The organism is Pseudomonas sp. (assembly GCF_017744435.1).
GTDB lineage: Bacteria > Pseudomonadota > Gammaproteobacteria > Pseudomonadales > Pseudomonadaceae > Aquipseudomonas.
The window spans coordinates 17,521-31,831 of record NZ_JAGIBG010000002.1 but is presented as its reverse complement, the minus strand read 5'-3'; the positions used below and the strand labels follow the sequence as shown (position 1 = coordinate 31,831).

The 14,311-nt window shown below is 63.5% G+C and carries 16 protein-coding genes; 9 read left to right on the top strand and 7 right to left on the bottom strand.

Annotated elements, in window-relative coordinates; genetic code table 11:
• Nucleotides 1-18: 18 nt before the first annotated feature.
• Nucleotides 19-597 carry a DJ-1/PfpI family protein gene (locus tag J7573_RS02020; RefSeq protein ID WP_054885073.1) on the top strand — a complete coding sequence of 193 codons (579 nt, stop codon included), beginning with the start codon at nucleotides 19-21 and terminating at the stop codon, nucleotides 595-597.
• 28 nt (nucleotides 598-625) lie between these two features.
• Here J7573_RS02020 and J7573_RS02015 read toward each other — a convergent pair whose 3' ends face one another.
• Nucleotides 626-1,024, bottom strand: coding sequence for a nuclear transport factor 2 family protein (locus tag J7573_RS02015; RefSeq protein ID WP_110635927.1), 399 nt, complete (start codon nucleotides 1,022-1,024; stop codon nucleotides 626-628).
• A gap of 115 nt (nucleotides 1,025-1,139) precedes the next feature.
• On the opposite strand from J7573_RS02015, the gene J7573_RS02010 reads away from it, so the two are divergent.
• Nucleotides 1,140-1,730, top strand: a complete 591-nt coding sequence (locus J7573_RS02010; protein WP_294324854.1) for a GNAT family N-acetyltransferase — start codon at nucleotides 1,140-1,142, stop codon at nucleotides 1,728-1,730.
• Nucleotides 1,727-2,599 carry a carbon-nitrogen hydrolase family protein gene (locus J7573_RS02005; protein ID WP_294324853.1) on the top strand — a complete coding sequence of 291 codons (873 nt, stop codon included), beginning with the start codon at nucleotides 1,727-1,729 and terminating at the stop codon, nucleotides 2,597-2,599. Before J7573_RS02010 ends, J7573_RS02005 begins: the two co-directional genes overlap by 4 nt.
• Nucleotides 2,600-2,720: 121 nt before the next feature.
• On the opposite strand, the gene J7573_RS02000 is transcribed toward J7573_RS02005, so the two are convergent.
• The gene (locus tag J7573_RS02000) at nucleotides 2,721-4,244 is read right to left on the bottom strand and encodes a fumarate hydratase (RefSeq protein WP_012274004.1); all 1,524 of its coding nucleotides are present in this window, start codon (nucleotides 4,242-4,244) and stop codon (nucleotides 2,721-2,723) included.
• Nucleotides 4,245-4,494: 250 nt separating this feature from the next.
• Here J7573_RS02000 and J7573_RS01995 point away from each other — a divergent pair, with 250 nt between their 5' ends.
• Nucleotides 4,495-5,415: an iron-sulfur-binding ferredoxin reductase gene (locus J7573_RS01995; RefSeq protein ID WP_294324852.1), complete on the top strand. Its 921-nt coding sequence runs from the start codon at nucleotides 4,495-4,497 to the stop codon at nucleotides 5,413-5,415.
• A gap of 134 nt (nucleotides 5,416-5,549) precedes the next feature.
• Here J7573_RS01995 and pyk read toward each other — a convergent pair whose 3' ends face one another.
• On the bottom strand, nucleotides 5,550-7,004 hold the full coding sequence (gene pyk, locus J7573_RS01990; RefSeq protein ID WP_110635940.1) for a pyruvate kinase: 1,455 nt from the start codon (nucleotides 7,002-7,004) through the stop codon (nucleotides 5,550-5,552).
• Between the two features lie 181 nt (nucleotides 7,005-7,185).
• On the opposite strand from pyk, the gene J7573_RS01985 reads away from it, so the two are divergent.
• The 3 genes from J7573_RS01985 (at nucleotide 7,186) to sbcB (ending at nucleotide 9,539) form a co-directional block, all read left to right on the top strand.
• Entirely contained in the window at nucleotides 7,186-7,572 is a 387-nt protein-coding gene (locus J7573_RS01985) for a tetratricopeptide repeat protein (RefSeq protein ID WP_110635943.1), read from the top strand.
• Nucleotides 7,573-7,696: 124 nt separating this feature from the next.
• Complete coding sequence (locus J7573_RS01980) at nucleotides 7,697-8,056, top strand: PilZ domain-containing protein (protein ID WP_294324851.1); 360 nt, start codon at nucleotides 7,697-7,699, stop codon at nucleotides 8,054-8,056.
• 46 nt (nucleotides 8,057-8,102) lie between these two features.
• Nucleotides 8,103-9,539 (top strand): exodeoxyribonuclease I, encoded by a 1,437-nt coding sequence (gene sbcB / locus J7573_RS01975; RefSeq protein WP_294324850.1) that lies wholly within the window; start codon nucleotides 8,103-8,105, stop codon nucleotides 9,537-9,539.
• A gap of 70 nt (nucleotides 9,540-9,609) precedes the next feature.
• Here the strand turns inward: sbcB and mvaT are convergent, their stop codons facing one another.
• Entirely contained in the window at nucleotides 9,610-9,987 is a 378-nt protein-coding gene (gene mvaT / locus J7573_RS01970; RefSeq protein ID WP_027917937.1) for a histone-like nucleoid-structuring protein MvaT, read from the bottom strand.
• Between the two features lie 297 nt (nucleotides 9,988-10,284).
• Here mvaT and purU point away from each other — a divergent pair, with 297 nt between their 5' ends.
• Entirely contained in the window at nucleotides 10,285-11,136 is an 852-nt protein-coding gene (purU, locus tag J7573_RS01965) for a formyltetrahydrofolate deformylase (protein WP_023378897.1), read from the top strand.
• Between the two features lie 50 nt (nucleotides 11,137-11,186).
• Nucleotides 11,187-11,420: a hypothetical protein gene (locus J7573_RS01960; RefSeq protein ID WP_294324849.1), complete on the top strand. Its 234-nt coding sequence runs from the start codon at nucleotides 11,187-11,189 to the stop codon at nucleotides 11,418-11,420.
• Here the strand turns inward: J7573_RS01960 and J7573_RS01955 are convergent.
• From J7573_RS01955 to J7573_RS01945, 3 genes are read right to left on the bottom strand one after another with little or no spacing between them, the layout of a single operon-like run.
• A complete protein-coding gene (locus J7573_RS01955; RefSeq protein WP_294324848.1) occupies nucleotides 11,326-12,318 on the bottom strand; it encodes a lysylphosphatidylglycerol synthase transmembrane domain-containing protein in 993 nt (330 codons plus the stop codon). The two genes, J7573_RS01960 and J7573_RS01955, sit on opposite strands and share 95 nt — an antisense overlap.
• The gene (locus tag J7573_RS01950) at nucleotides 12,315-13,079 is read right to left on the bottom strand and encodes a DUF2334 domain-containing protein (protein ID WP_294324847.1); all 765 of its coding nucleotides are present in this window, start codon (nucleotides 13,077-13,079) and stop codon (nucleotides 12,315-12,317) included. The genes J7573_RS01955 and J7573_RS01950 overlap by 4 nt, the downstream gene beginning before the upstream one ends.
• Entirely contained in the window at nucleotides 13,072-14,193 is a 1,122-nt protein-coding gene (locus tag J7573_RS01945; RefSeq protein ID WP_294324846.1) for a glycosyltransferase family 1 protein, read from the bottom strand. Before J7573_RS01945 ends, J7573_RS01950 begins: the two co-directional genes overlap by 8 nt.
• Nucleotides 14,194-14,311: the final 118 nt, after the last annotated feature.

Below are 14,311 nucleotides of genomic sequence, written 5' to 3'. Positions count from 1 at the left end.
ATCGAAGGAGTGGGTGCGATGACGGCGAAGAAGATTCTCATGCTGGTTGGCGACTATGTCGAAGATTACGAGGCCATGGTGCCGTTCCAGGCGCTGAGCATGGTCGGGCACACGGTGCATGCGGTATGCCCGGAAAAGGTCGCGGGGCAGACCGTGCGCACGGCGATTCATGATTTCGAAGGCGAGCAGACCTACAGCGAAAAGCCAGGGCACAACTTTGCCCTGAACTACGATTTTGTGCGGGTACGGGCCGAGGGTTATGACGCGTTGCTGATCCCTGGCGGCCGTGCGCCGGAGTACCTGCGCCTGGATGAGAAGGTGCTGGAGCTGGTGAGGGCGTTCGACCAGGCCGGCAAGCCGATTGCGGCGGTGTGCCATGGCGCGCAGCTGCTGGCGGCGGCGGGTGTGCTGGAAGGGCGCGAGTGCAGTGCGTATCCGGCCTGTGCGCCGGAAGTGCGCCTGGCCGGTGGCACGTTCATCGATATCGCGGTGGACCAGGCGCATGTCGATGGTAACCTGGTGACCGCGCCCGCCTGGCCGGCGCACCCGGCCTGGCTGGCCGCCTTCCTCAAGGTGCTTGGCACCCGTATCGCCTGACGGACGCTCCCACAGGGGCCGTGTTGCGTCAGGCAACCTGTTCGACCCAGTCATTGAGGTTGTAGTAGTTGGTGACCCGGGCAATCTTGCCGCAGTGGATGTAGAAGAAGGCCCCCGCCGGCAGCACGTAGGTCTGCCCATTGGCTGCCGGCAAGCCTTCGTCGTCGGCCAGGTATTCGCCATGTACGGTGAACTCCGCCGCCGCCCGGCTGCCATCGGCGTTCTGCATCACCACGATATCGGCCAGGCGCTCGCGGTAGCAGCGGTTCATCTTGTCCATGAACGCAGCGAACTTCGCTTTGCCCATGTGCCGCTCGCCCTGGTTGATGTCGTGGATCACGTCTTCGCTGAGCAGTGCCAGGAAGGCCGGCATGTCGCCAGCATTGAAGGCAGCGTAGTAAGCATTTACCAGTTCGGTAGCGGTCATGGAACAATTCCTGTCGTGTAGGGAAAAGGCAGTGTGCTGGCTCGGATGATAGGGTTTCCCCTCAAGCCCGGCTTAGCCGAGCGCGTCATCCACATCGACAAAACGACCGCCAAGCATGGAAATACGCCTGTTGCACGGCGCCGCTATCGCGCCTTACATCGATGACCTCGCTCGCCTGCGCCTGACCGTGTTCCGCGAGTTCCCCTACCTCTACGACGGCACCCCGGAGTACGAGGCCGACTACCTGGCCAGCTACACCCGTTCCGGGCGCAGCCTGGTGGTGCTGGCCCTGGACGACGGCCAGGTGGTTGGCGCCTCCACCGGCCTGCCGCTGGTGGATGTGGCTCCGCAGTTCCAGCAGCCATTCCTGGCGCTGGGGCGCGACCCGGCCAGCGTCTACTACTTCGGTGAGTCGCTGGTACTGCCGGCGTACCGTGGCCGGGGCCTGGGCGTGCGCTTTTTCATCGAGCGCGAGTCCTATGCCCACAAACTGGCCGAATTCGACTTCTGCGCGTTCTGTGCCGTGGAGCGCCCGGGTGTGCATCCGCGCCGGCCTGCCGACTACAAGCCGCTGCACGGGTTCTGGCGCAATCGCGGCTTCCTGCATGACCCGGCCTTGCGCACGAGCTACGCCTGGCGTGATTTGGACGAGTCGGAAAGCTCGGAAAAGATCATGTCGTTCTGGACCAAGGAGCTGCCCATTTGATCCGCCTCGCGGCGTGCCAGTACGCCATCGAGCTGCATGAAACCTGGGACGCCTATGCCGAGCATCTGCAGGCCTTGTGTGCCGAGGCGGTGGCGGCAAGCGCCCAGCTGCTGCTGTTGCCGGAATACGCCGGGCTGGTGCTCAGCGGCCAGTTGCCGGCCGAACAGCGTGGTGACCTCAAGGCCTCGATCGCCGGCATCCAGCCGCTGATCGAGCCCTGGTTGGCGTTGTGCGAAGGGCTTGCCCGGCGCTGGGGCATCTACCTGCAGCCGGGCAGCCTGCCGGTGCTCGACCGCGACGGGCAATACCGCAACCGTGCCTGGCTGTTCGGCCCCGAGGGCGTGCTCGGCTATCAGGACAAACTGATGATGACCCGCTTCGAGCGGGAGCAGTGGGGCATTGCCGCAGGTCATGGCCTGCAGGTGTTCGACACCGCGCTTGGCCGCCTGGGCATCCTGATCTGCTATGACAACGAGTTCCCGATGCTGGCGCGGCGCCTGGCCGAGGGTGGTGTCGACCTGATCCTGGCGCCGAGCTGCACCGATACCGAGGCAGGCTACCATCGGGTACGCATTGGCGCGCAGGCACGGGCACTGGAAAACCAGATTGCCGTGTTGCAGAGCCCGACGGTGGGGGTGGCGCCCTGGTCGCCGGCACTGGATGAGAACATCGGCCGGGCTGGGCTGTTCGTTCCGCCGGATCATGGGATGCCGGGAGACGGGGTGGTTGCGCTGAGTGGGGCGATGAGCCCGGTGAGCAGCCAGTGGCTGGTGTGTGAGGTGGATCTTGAGGAAGTGCGGCGGGTGAGGCGGGAAGGGCAAGTGTTTACCCGCAGGGACTGGCCGGAACAGTTCGAGAGACTTCTGTGAGAGCGGCGGCGCCTGCTTCGCGAGCATGCCCGCTCCCACAGGTACAGCGTAGCCTTCAAGCTTGAGCTGTACTTGTGGGAGCGGGCGTGCCCGCGAAGCAGGCGCCGCCGTTACAGCAGGTTTACTTCACTTCGACTGCCAGGCTTTGGGCAATCTTGCTCTGCCACAGGGCAGGGCCAGTGATGTGCACCGACTCACCGTTGCTGTCGACCGCGACGGTCACCGGCATGTCTTTGACCTCGAACTCGTAGATCGCTTCCATGCCCAGCTCGGCGAAGGCCAGGACCTTCGACTTGCGGATGGCCTGGGCCACCAGGTAGGCAGCGCCACCCACGGCCATCAGGTACACGGCCTTGTTGTCCTTGATCGCTTCGATCGCGGTCGGGCCACGCTCGGACTTGCCGATCATGCCCAGCAGGCCGGTCTGTTCGAGGATCTGGCGGGTGAACTTGTCCATGCGGGTGGCAGTGGTCGGGCCGGCTGGGCCTACCACTTCGTCACCAACCGGGTCGACCGGGCCGACGTAGTAGATGAAGCGACCTTTCAGGTCCACCGGCAGTTCTTCACCGCGGTTGAGCATCTCGACCATGCGCTTGTGCGCGGCGTCGCGGCCGGTGAGCATCTTGCCGTTGAGCAGGATGGTCTCGCCCGGCTTCCAGCTGGCGACTTCCTCAGGGGTGATGTCGTCGAGGTTGACGCGGCGGGCGCTCGGGCCGGCTTCCCAGACGATTTCCGGGTAGGCGTCCAGCGACGGCGCTTCCAGCTCGGCCGGGCCGGAGCCGTCGAGCACGAAGTGGGCGTGGCGGGTGGCGGCGCAGTTAGGGATCATGCAGACCGGCAGCGAAGCCGCGTGGGTCGGGTAGTCCATGATCTTGACGTCGAGCACGGTGGTCAGGCCGCCCAGGCCCTGGGCGCCGATGCCCAGCTGGTTGACCTTCTCGAACAGCTCCAGGCGGATCTCTTCCAGGCGGTTCTGTGGGCCACGGGCTTTCAGTTCGTGGATGTCGATGGACTCCATCAACACTTCCTTGGCCATTACCGCGGCCTTCTCGGCGGTACCGCCGATGCCGATGCCGAGCATGCCAGGCGGGCACCAGCCAGCGCCCATGGTCGGGACGGTCTTGAGCACCCAGTCGACGATCGAGTCGGACGGGTTGAGCATGGCCATCTTCGACTTGTTCTCCGAGCCGCCGCCTTTGGCTGCAACGTCGACCTCGACCTTGTCGCCAGGGACGATGGAGTAGTGGATGACGGCCGGGGTGTTGTCCTTGGTGTTCTTGCGGGCACCGGCCGGGTCGGCCAGGATCGAGGCGCGCAGGACGTTTTCAGGCAGGTTGTAGGCGCGACGCACACCTTCGTTGATCATGTCGTCGACGCTCAGGGTGGCGCCGTCCCAGCGCACGTCCATGCCCACGCGCACGAACACGGTGACGATACCGGTGTCCTGGCAGATCGGGCGGTGGCCGGTGGCGCACATGCGCGAGTTGATCAGGATCTGGGCGATGGAGTCGCGTGCCGCTGGCGACTCTTCGCGCAGGTAGGCCTCGTGCATCGCCTGGATGAAATCGACGGGGTGGTAGTACGAGATGAATTGCAGGGCGTCGGCGACGCTCTGAATCAGGTCGTCTTGCTTGATCACGGTCATGCAGCGCGCTCCTCTTAAAGACGGGAACATTCAAAAAGACGCTCGACGGTGCCGACCAGCGTGTCGAAGCGCCTTGCAAGGCGCGCCGGCAGGCTGGCCGACGCAAAAGGGCGCGGCAGTATAGCGCGCCTCACCGCGCGAAACACCTGCGCGTGGTCTGGACCATGGTCGGCAGTTGGCAGGCATCCTTTTTGCTGCCAATGCGCGCTTGGCATACAGTGACCCGGTGATCGATGGAGACAGACTTACCATGCCCGAACTTTGCGTGGGCACGCGCCGCTGGGCGGTGCCGACCGGCAGCAACCTGCTCGATGCCTTGAACGAGGCCGGGCTCAATGTGCCCTACAGCTGCCGTGCCGGCAGTTGCCACGCCTGCCTGGTGCATTGCCTGCAAGGGCAGCCGGTGGACGCCTTGCCCGAGGCTCTGGCGCTGGACAAGCATGCCCAGGGCTGGCGCCTGGCCTGCCAGTGCCGGGTGGTCGAGGACCTGCGCGTGGCGGTGTTCGACCCGCAACAGGATGGCGTGCCAGCGCGGGTCTGCGCAGTGGGCTGGTTTGGCGATGTGCTGCGCTTGCGGCTGCGACCGGAAAGGGCGCTGCGTTATCAGACGGGGCAGCATGTGGTGTTGTGGGACGGGCCTGTTGCAAGGCCTTATTCATTGGCCAGCCTGCCGGGCGAAGAAGATTTTCTGGAGTTTCATATCGACTGCCAGCGGCCGGGTGCCTTTAGTGACAAGGCCCGTGGGTTGCAGGTAGGCGACGAGTTGCGCCTCGGTGAGCTAAGGGGCGGGGCGCTGCATTATGACCCGGACTGGCAGGCGCGGCCGCTCTGGTTGCTGGCAGCGGGCACCGGCTTGGCGCCGTTGTGGGGCATCTTGCGCGAAGCGATGCGCCAGGGGCATCAAGGGGAGATTCGGGTGGTGCATGTGGCGCGAGATAGCGTTGGGCACTATCTGGCTGAGCCGTTGATGCAACTGCAGGGCGTGAAAATCGAGCTGGTGCTCGCGGAGCAGATGGAGGAGGCGTTGGCAGGGTTGCGGCCGTCATCGCGGCAGACAGTGGCGCTGGTGTGCGGTGCGCCAAGTAGCGTCGAGCGGTTTGCCCGGCGGCTGTTCATTGCCGGGGTGCCGCGGGGGCAGGTGTTTGCTGATGTGTTCGTCGAGCATGCCTGAATGAGCAGGGGAGGGCTTTGCCCTCCTTTCCGACCGGTCCGGCGCCCCGGCAAGGCCGCTCCTACAGGGAAATGCAAACGCCTGTAGGAGCGGCCTTGTGTCGCGATTGGGCCGCAAAGCGGCCCCGGAAGGCATCAGCCGACCAGCGGATCACCGACGTGCAGGATCTTCATGCCGTTGGTGCCACCGATGGTGTGGTAGCTGTCACCCTTGGTCAGGATCACCCAGTCACCTTGCTCCACCAGTCCGCGCTTGAGCAGCTCGTCGACGGCTGCCTGGCTGACCTTGTCCGCCGGCAGCGAAGCCGGGTCGAAGGCGATCGGGTAGACGCCGCGGAACATGTTGGCACGGGCCTGGGTGGCGCGGTGCGGCGACAGCGCGAAGATCGGCACATGCGAGCGCAGGCGCGACATGATCAGCGGGGTGTAGCCACTTTCGGTCAGGGCGATGATCGCTTTCACGCCTGGGAAGTGGTTGGCGGTGTACATGGCCGCCAGGGCGATGCTCTCGTCGCAACGCTCGAAGGTGGTGTGCAGGCGGTGGCTGGACTTCTGGCTGGTCGGGTGCTTTTCGGCACCGGAGCAGATACGGGCCATGGCCTGTACGGCTTCGATCGGGTACGAACCGGCGGCGCTTTCGGCCGACAGCATCACCGCGTCGGTGTTGTCCAGCACGGCGTTGGCCACGTCGGACACTTCGGCGCGGGTCGGCATCGGGTTCTGGATCATCGACTCCATCATCTGGGTCGCTACGATCACCGCCTTGTTGTTGCGGCGGGCGTGCTGGATGATCTTCTTCTGGATGGCGATCAGCTCGGCGTCGCCGATTTCCACGCCCAGGTCGCCACGGGCAACCATGACGGCGTCGGAAGCGAGGATCAGCTTGTCGAGGGTTTCGTCGTCGGCAACGGCTTCGGCGCGCTCGATCTTGGCCACCAGCCAGGCGCTGCCGCCGGCTTCGTCACGCAGCTTGCGGGCGTATTCCATGTCGCTGGCGTCACGCGGGAAGGAGACAGCCAGGTAGTCCAGGTCCATTTCCGCAGCCAGCTTGATGTCGGCCTTGTCTTTTTCGGTCAGGGCCGGCGCGGTCAGGCCGCCACCTTTGCGGTTGATGCCTTTGTGGTCCGACAGCGGGCCACCGATGATCACCACGCAGTGCAGGGCGTCTGCGGTGGCGGTTTCGACGCGCATGACCACACGGCCGTCGTCGAGCAGCAGTTCGTCACCGACGCCGCAGTCCTTGACCAGGTCGGGATAGTCGATACCGACGATGTCCTGGTTGCCTTCGGTCAGCGGGTGGGCGGTGGAGAAGGTGAACTTGTCACCGATCTTCAGTTCGATGCGCTTGTTGGCGAACTTGGCGATGCGGATCTTCGGACCCTGCAGGTCGCCCAGCAGTGCGACATGGCGGCCGTTCTTGGCGGCGATGTCACGGATCAGGCGGGCGCGCGCCTTGTGCTCGTCCGGAGTGCCGTGGGAGAAGTTCAAGCGTGCCACGTCCAGGCCGGCGAGGATCAGCTGTTCGATCACTTCCGGCGAGTTGCTGGCGGGGCCAAGGGTGGCGACGATTTTGGTACGGCGGATGCTCATGCACAGACTCCTATAGTGAAGCGCAGCGAAAGGCTACTCCTCAATTGCGCTGTAGTCATTGTTCCGTTGCACTACCTGCGACCAACGCAGGGTGGCATTTGAACGGGCGGGAGTATCCTTGCAAAAGGCTGTGAAGATTTGCCGGCAATGGCCGATAAACAGGCATCAAAGGAGATACCCCATGCGCGCCCTGATCATAATCGCCCTGGCGGCCAGCACCGTCGGCTGCACCCGCTGGTCCATGGACCACCACCTGAACAACGCCTACCGCGCCTATGACCGGGGCGATTGTTCGAAGGTCATGCTGGAGTTGTCGCAGGTCGACCGCACCAGCCGTGCGCGACCGTTCATCCACCCGGAAGTGTCACTGCTGCGTGGCCAGTGCCTGGAGCGCGACATGCTTTATGTGGATGCCGCGCAGACCTACGAGTACCTGATCCAGCAGTACCCGGGCAATGAATACGCCTACCGGGCCAAGGCGCGCCTGGAGACCCTGCAGAAGCTCGGGCACTATCGGGGTGCAGAGGCCGCGGTGGCCAACCCGGTGAATACCCCTACTTGGCGTTAACACCAAGGTGTCATTAATTTCACGGGATTTGCCCGGCGCGCTGCGCTAATCTGTAACTCAGCTGTTACAACAACCGCCAGTACCTTGCATTCCTGGCATCAGGTACGGGACTGCACTCGCGATCATGTTCATCCAGCGCCATATCGAACGCCATCAGTTGCCTTGTGTGCTGAAGGTCTACAACCGCTTTACCGATCAGCCGATCGGTCAACTGGGCAATGCCTCCGAAGACGGGATCATGCTGATCAGCTCGCTGCCTGTGCTGGTCGGCCCGGACTTCGAGCTGCAATTGCGCCTGCCACTGGCCGGTGGCGGGTTTCAGTTCATCAACCTGACCGCCAGTTGCCTGTGGTGCCGCGAAGACCAGACCCCGGGCCACTACGACTCCGGTTTCATGCTGCTGCAGGCGCCGCGCGAATACGATGAATTCGTCCGCTCGTTGCGCGACTATTTCAGTTTCCGCCCCGCCAACGCTTCCGCCTGAGCCTGTCTCCGCTAAAATCGGGTCGACCTCGAAACAGGACGACCCCGTGACTTCCAGCATCTTCTGGCACGACTACGAAACCACTGGCATCAACCCGCGCTGCGACCGGCCGCTGCAGGTCGCTGGTGTGCGCACCGATTTCGAACTCAACGAGATCGAAGAGCCAATCAACCTCTATTGCCGCCCTTCGGACGATATTCTGCCGCACCCGGCCGCCTGTCTGGTCACCGGCATCACCCCCGAGCAACTCGCCAACCAGGGCCTGTGCGAAGCCGAGTTCATGACCCGGGTCCACGCGCAGCTGGCGCGCCCTGGCACATGCGCTGCCGGCTACAACACCCTGCGCTTCGACGATGAAGTGACCCGCTACAGCCTGTACCGCAACTTCTTCGACCCTTATGCCCGCGAGTGGCAGGGCGGCAACAGCCGCTGGGACCTGATCGACGTGGTGCGCACTGCCTATGCCCTGCGTCCGGAAGGCATCGTCTGGCCGCAACAGGACGGGCGCACCAGCCTGCGTCTTGAATTGCTCAGCCAGGCCAATGGCATCGACCATGGGCATGCCCATGAAGCGCTTTCCGACGTACGGGCCACGATTGCCCTGGCACGCCTGATAAGGCAGCAACAACCCAAGTTGTATGAGTGGCTGTTCCAGTTGCGCAGCAAGCACAAAGTGATGGAGCAGATCCGTCTATTGCAGCCGCTGGTGCATATATCCGGGCGCTTTTCCGCGGCGCGTAATTATCTGGGGGTGGTCCTGCCATTGGCCTGGCACCCGCGTAATCGCAATGCACTGATTGTGTGCGACCTGCATCAGGAAACCCTACCGTTAATAAGGGAAAGTGCCGAGGTACTGCGCGAGCGTTTGTACACACGGCATGAGGAACTATCTGAAGGACAATTACCGGTGCCGCTCAAGTTGGTGCAGATCAATCGCTGCCCGGTAGTCGCGCCGCTTTCGGTATTGCGCCCTTCCGATCAGCAGCGACTGGGCATCGATCTGGCACTGATGCAATCACGTGCTGAACAGTTGGCTAATCAACAGGCTGAATGGCAAGACAAGCTTGAGCATATCTACGGCAAGGAGGACTTCGCTGCGGTTGAAGACCCGGAACAGCAGTTGTATGACGGTTTCATCGGTGATCGTGACCGTCGCCTGTGCGAGCAAGTTCGCACGCTGGACCCTGCGCAATTAGGGCATGGCCATTGGATGTTCGATGATCCCCGCCTGCCGGAGTTGTTGTTCCGCTACCGCGCGCGAAACTTCCCCGAGACGTTGAACAGTGAAGAGCGCCAGCGCTGGTATGGCTTCTGCCAGCAGCGCCTGAGCGACCCGCAGTGGGGGGCACCGAACACGCTGGGTGATTTCGAGCAGGCCAGGCTGAGCGCCTGGGCCAATGCCGACGAGGCCGGGCGGCGAGTGCTGGACGCCTGGCAGGTGCATGCCAGTAACTTGCGTGAGCAGTTTGCTATCAGCTGTTGAGTGAACAAACAAAAACGCCGGCATCATGCCGGCGTTCTTGTTTGTATATACAAAACGTTGCTGTGGACAATCAGTCCAGCAGGGTCGCCCAGCTTTCAACCACGTCACCACCCCATTTGGCTTTCCATTCTTTCAGGGTCTTGTGGTTGCCGCCTTTGGTTTCGATCACTTCACCGTTGTGCGGGTTCTTGTATTGCTTGACCTTGCGCGCACGCTTGGTAGCGACAGGTTTGGCAGCGCCACGTGGTGCTTTGCTCAGTTTCGACTCTGGGTCGAGCAGGGCGATGACGTCGCGCAGCGACTTGGAGTACTCGCCCATCAGGGTGCGCAGTTTGCCTTCGAACTCCAGTTCTTTCTTCAGCTTGTCATCCTGCGACAGGTTGGCCAGGCGGGCCTGAAGTTCCTTGATGGCCTCTTCGGTAGCGCGGTACTCGTTGATCAGGGACATGGAGTGTTCCTTTAATGCGTGTTCAGAAATGTGTGGGGCAATAATAGACAGGCGATACTCTCAAGTAAACATATTATTCGGCACTTAACTGTTAGTAGCCCTGTGACAAAATATCTCAAGATTAAGAAAAATTTACATATGGCCCTGCAGTTCGTCCTGATTGTCATCAGGCTGTAGTAGCGCGGTTTTCGCCCTGTCTTCCCGGGCATGGCGCTACCGGCGGGCGCAATGATTACTGCGTTTTTTTGGTCGGGCCGCTAGAATGAGCGCCTTTGCGAAGTTCTGGAGTCTTAATTCATGCGCACCTATCGTCTGGTGATCGCCTGCCCCGACCGTGTTGGCATCGTGGCGAAAGTCAGTAATTTCCTGGCCTTGTACAATGGCTGGATCAACGAAGCCAGCCACCACTCCGATGAGCAGAGCGGCTGGTTCTTCATGCGCCATGAAATCCGCGCCGAGTCGCTGCCTTTCGGTATCGAGGCGTTCCGCGAGGCCTTCGCGCCGATCGCCGAAGAGTTCTCCATGACCTGGCGTATCACCGACTCGGCGCAGAAGAAGCGCGTGGTGCTGATGGCCAGCCGCGAATCGCACTGCCTGGCCGACCTGCTGCACCGCTGGCACACCGATGAACTGGATTGCGAGATCCCTTGTGTGATTTCCAACCACAACGACCTGCGCAGCATGGTCGAGTGGCATGGCATTCCGTTCTTCCACGTGCCGGTCGACCCCAAGGACAAGGCCCCGGCCTTTGCCGAAGTGTCGCGCCTGGTCCAGGAGCACGCGGCTGACGTGGTGGTGCTGGCGCGTTACATGCAAATCCTGCCGCCGCAGCTGTGCCAGGACTATGCCGAAAAAGTCATCAACATCCACCACAGCTTCCTGCCGTCGTTCGTTGGCGCCAAGCCGTATCACCAGGCGGCCCTGCGTGGCGTGAAGCTGATCGGTGCAACCTGCCACTACGTGACCGAAGAGCTGGATGCCGGCCCGATCATCGAGCAGGACGTGGTGCGTGTGAGCCATGCCGATAGCATCGAAGACATGGTCCGCTTCGGCCGTGACGTCGAGAAGATGGTGCTGGCCCGCGGCCTGCGCTATCACCTGGAAGACCGCGTGCTGGTGCACGGCAACAAGACTGTGGTTTTTGACTGATACCACTGCGGGGGCTGCATCGCGGCCCCCAATGCTTTGCGGAGAACATGATGGCAATCTCACGCAACAAACCCACTGCCTCAACTCCTCCCACCCTCGGCGAAGGCTGCCTGGCCCGCTACGACCCCGAAGCCCTGAGCGACGACGACGGCACCGACTTCCCCGATGCTGCTGAACTGTGGCGTCAGCTCAACCCGCCTGACGTCGCCAACGCTCCAGCAACGGACGCGCTAGCAGGCAGACAAAAACCGGCCCGCCCGCCAGCAGATAAAAGTAGTAAGTGATCGCCCGCCAGATCACGATCGCCGCTGCGGCTGTCGAACTGCCCACCAGCGGCGTCAGCAGGCTGGCCGAGGTCAGCTCGGCGGCACCGGCGCCACCTGGCAGCAGGCTGAATTGCCCGGCGCTGAGCGACAGCATCTGCACCAGGAAGCTCGGGATCCACGACAGCTCCACCCCCAGACCCTTCAGCACCAGGTACAGCACGCTGTAGCGCAGGCTCCAGTGCAGGCAGGTGAGGGTGAACACCAGCGCCAGGGTACGTTTGGGCAGCTGCCAGGTCTGTGCCAGGGCGTCGATGAAATGCAGAACCTTGCGGGCCCAGCGGCGTTTGCGCTGGCCGGGCATGCCCAGGCGCTGCAGCAAGCGCCCGTTGAAGCGCATCACCGCCCGGCGATAACGCAGCAGTACGACGATCATGGCCAGGGCAGCGCACAGCAGCAACGCGCTGCCCAACAACATGCTTTGCTGGCTGCGCCCCAGGCTGTGGAACAGGGCGTAACCGGCAATCGCCAGCATCGCGCAGAAGAAGAACAGCAGGTCGTTCAGTTGATCCATGGCAAATACCGCACCACTGCGGGCCGGCCCGATGCGGTCACGGGCGAGCAGGGCCATGAGGGTGATCGGGCCGCCGCTGCCGCCAGGGGTGGTACAGATGGCGAATTCGGTGGCCATCACCACGCCGAGGCTGCGCACACGGCCAAGCTGCGTCGCTTGCTCGCCGAGCAGCAAGCGCAGGCGCATGGCATTGATCATCCAGCACAGCAGGATCATGCCGAGCAGGATCAGCAACAGCCTGGTGTCGAAAGTCGCCAGCCTGGGCAGCAGTTCGTTGCCGCCGAGCAGCGCCGGCACCAATAAGGCGCCGGCCAGTGCCAGGGCCAGCCAGCCGAGGCGGTTCATGCGATCACCTGGCGCTCCAGCCAGGCCGACTTGGTCAGCGGCTCACGGCCTTGCAGCAGCAGGTTGTCGAGGGTGCGCAGCCAATAGTTGCGCGCTGAGCGGTGGCGCATGTCCACCGGATGCAAGCCAAGACGCAGGGTTTCAGCTGTGCGCCAGTGCCGGCACTGCCAATCACAGACCACCCTCGACAGGCCTCGGCGCCATGCGCTGCGTGCGCTCCATACCAGCCCCGGCGCCTCGAACGCGGTGAAGTCTGGCAAGCGATACAGGTGCTGGGGCGTGCTGGTGTAGCGCAGCGGCAATTGGCTCAGAGCCTGCCGGGTGCCTTGGCTCATCAGCCAGCCCGGGGCGACGAAACCGGCCACCGGCCAGCCTTGCCCGGCGAACAGGGCCAGACCTTGTTCCAGGCGCTGCAGGGCTTGCGCCTGGTCAAGGGCATAGAACTCGCCTTCGTGGGTGTAGATACGCCGCATGAAGTATTCGCCGAGGCTGCGCGGCGTGGGCCCGTCGTCGGCGTGGTAGAAACCGTGCAACGCCAGTTCGTCACCCCGGGCCAGGCGCCGTTCGAGCAGGCGGCAGAAGGTCGGTGAGCGGGTCAGCGGGTTGCGGTGATGAAAGTCTGGCACCACCAACCAGGTCATTGGCACATTGCCCCTCTCGTCCACGGCCTGTACGAACGGCTGGTAGTCCGGCCAGGTTTCGGGCGCGATATCGTGCAGCACCAGCATCAGGCTGCCCGAGGCCCCTCCCGGCTCAGCCATGGGCGCGTACCTGGGGTTGGTGGCCGAGCACGGCCTGGTAGTGTTGCAGCAGGCCAGCCACCACGTTGTCCCACGAGTAGTGCTGCTCCACATGCAGGCGGGCCTGGGCGCCGAGCTTGCGCACCCCTGCTTCGAACGCTTCGCATACGGCCATGGCCATGGCCTGGCCATCGTTGGCCTGGCACAGACGCCCGCAATGTTCGTTGATGATCTCGCCGAAGGCTCCGGCGCGTACTGCGACCACCGGGGTGGCGCTGGCCATGGCTTCGAGAATGACCAGGCCGAAGGTTTCCTGGTCGCCGGCGTGCACCAGCAGGTCGGCGCTGGCCATCAGGCGGGCGACCTCCTGCGGTGGGCGGAACTGGTCGATGACACTGACGTTCTCAGGCACGCTGGCCGGCATGTTCGAGCCGACCAGCAGCAGGTGATAGGGGCGCCCCAGGTGATGCATGCATTCGAGCAACACCGGCAGGTTCTTCTCCCGTGAACCGCGCCCGGCATAGATGAGCAGGCGGCTGGTGTCGGCGATGCCCAGCTGGGCCCGCAGGTGTGGGTCGCGATGGTCGGGATGGAAGGTCTGCAGGTCGACCCCCAGGCGCTGCACATGCACGTCACGCACACCCAGGCGGCGCAGCTTGTCGGCCATCACCAGGCTGGGCGCCAGCACCCGGTCGAAATTGCCATACAACTTGCTGACATAGGCCTCGACATTGGGCGTGAACCAGTTGCCCATGCGGTTGCTGACCAGCAGCGGCAGGTCGGAGTGGTAGAAGCCGATCACCGGCACGTCGAGCTTGCGCCTGGCTTCCAGTGCCGCCCAGGCGGTGAGGTAGGGGTCGCCGACTTCGATCAGGTCGGGCTTGAGGCGGCGCAGCACGTTGCACCAGGGCGCCAGGCGGACCGGGAAGCGGTAGCCTTTGCCAAACGGCAGGGGCGGTGCGGGGACCTGGTAGATGCCATCGGCATGGCTGGCGCTGGGGCCGGGGATCAGGAGGCTGTGGCGTACGCCTGAAAGCGCGTCGAGGCGATGGTGTTTGGCGTCGAGGTAAGTCCGCACGCCGCCGCTGGCCGGGGCGTAGAACATGGTGATGTCGGCGATGTGCACGATCAGCATCCCTCCGGGATCGTCTTCGGGTCTGTCATCTGGTGATGACGCGCCTAAAGGTTGACCTTCCTGAAGGATAGTTTGTTCGGTCGGGTTGGGCGGGAGGGCGGTGCTGGATTCTTCGCGG

Excerpts from the sequence above, each read along its gene's own strand:
- J7573_RS02020 (WP_054885073.1), top strand. The coding sequence starts at position 19 with ATGACGGCGAAGAAGATTCTCATGCTGGTTGGCGACTATGTCGAAGAT.
- J7573_RS02015 (WP_110635927.1), bottom strand. The coding sequence starts at position 1,024 with ATGACCGCTACCGAACTGGTAAATGCTTACTACGCTGCCTTCAATGCT.
- J7573_RS02010 (WP_294324854.1), top strand. The coding sequence starts at position 1,140 with ATGGAAATACGCCTGTTGCACGGCGCCGCTATCGCGCCTTACATCGAT.
- J7573_RS02000 (WP_012274004.1), bottom strand. The coding sequence starts at position 4,244 with ATGACCGTGATCAAGCAAGACGACCTGATTCAGAGCGTCGCCGACGCC.
- J7573_RS01995 (WP_294324852.1), top strand. The coding sequence starts at position 4,495 with ATGCCCGAACTTTGCGTGGGCACGCGCCGCTGGGCGGTGCCGACCGGC.
- pyk (WP_110635940.1), bottom strand. The coding sequence starts at position 7,004 with ATGAGCATCCGCCGTACCAAAATCGTCGCCACCCTTGGCCCCGCCAGC.
- J7573_RS01985 (WP_110635943.1), top strand. The coding sequence starts at position 7,186 with ATGCGCGCCCTGATCATAATCGCCCTGGCGGCCAGCACCGTCGGCTGC.
- J7573_RS01980 (WP_294324851.1), top strand. The coding sequence starts at position 7,697 with ATGTTCATCCAGCGCCATATCGAACGCCATCAGTTGCCTTGTGTGCTG.
- mvaT (WP_027917937.1), bottom strand. The coding sequence starts at position 9,987 with ATGTCCCTGATCAACGAGTACCGCGCTACCGAAGAGGCCATCAAGGAA.
- purU (WP_023378897.1), top strand. The coding sequence starts at position 10,285 with ATGCGCACCTATCGTCTGGTGATCGCCTGCCCCGACCGTGTTGGCATC.
- J7573_RS01960 (WP_294324849.1), top strand. The coding sequence starts at position 11,187 with ATGGCAATCTCACGCAACAAACCCACTGCCTCAACTCCTCCCACCCTC.
- J7573_RS01955 (WP_294324848.1), bottom strand. The coding sequence starts at position 12,318 with ATGAACCGCCTCGGCTGGCTGGCCCTGGCACTGGCCGGCGCCTTATTG.
- J7573_RS01950 (WP_294324847.1), bottom strand. The coding sequence starts at position 13,079 with ATGGCTGAGCCGGGAGGGGCCTCGGGCAGCCTGATGCTGGTGCTGCAC.
- J7573_RS01945 (WP_294324846.1), bottom strand. The coding sequence starts at position 14,193 with ATGCTGATCGTGCACATCGCCGACATCACCATGTTCTACGCCCCGGCC.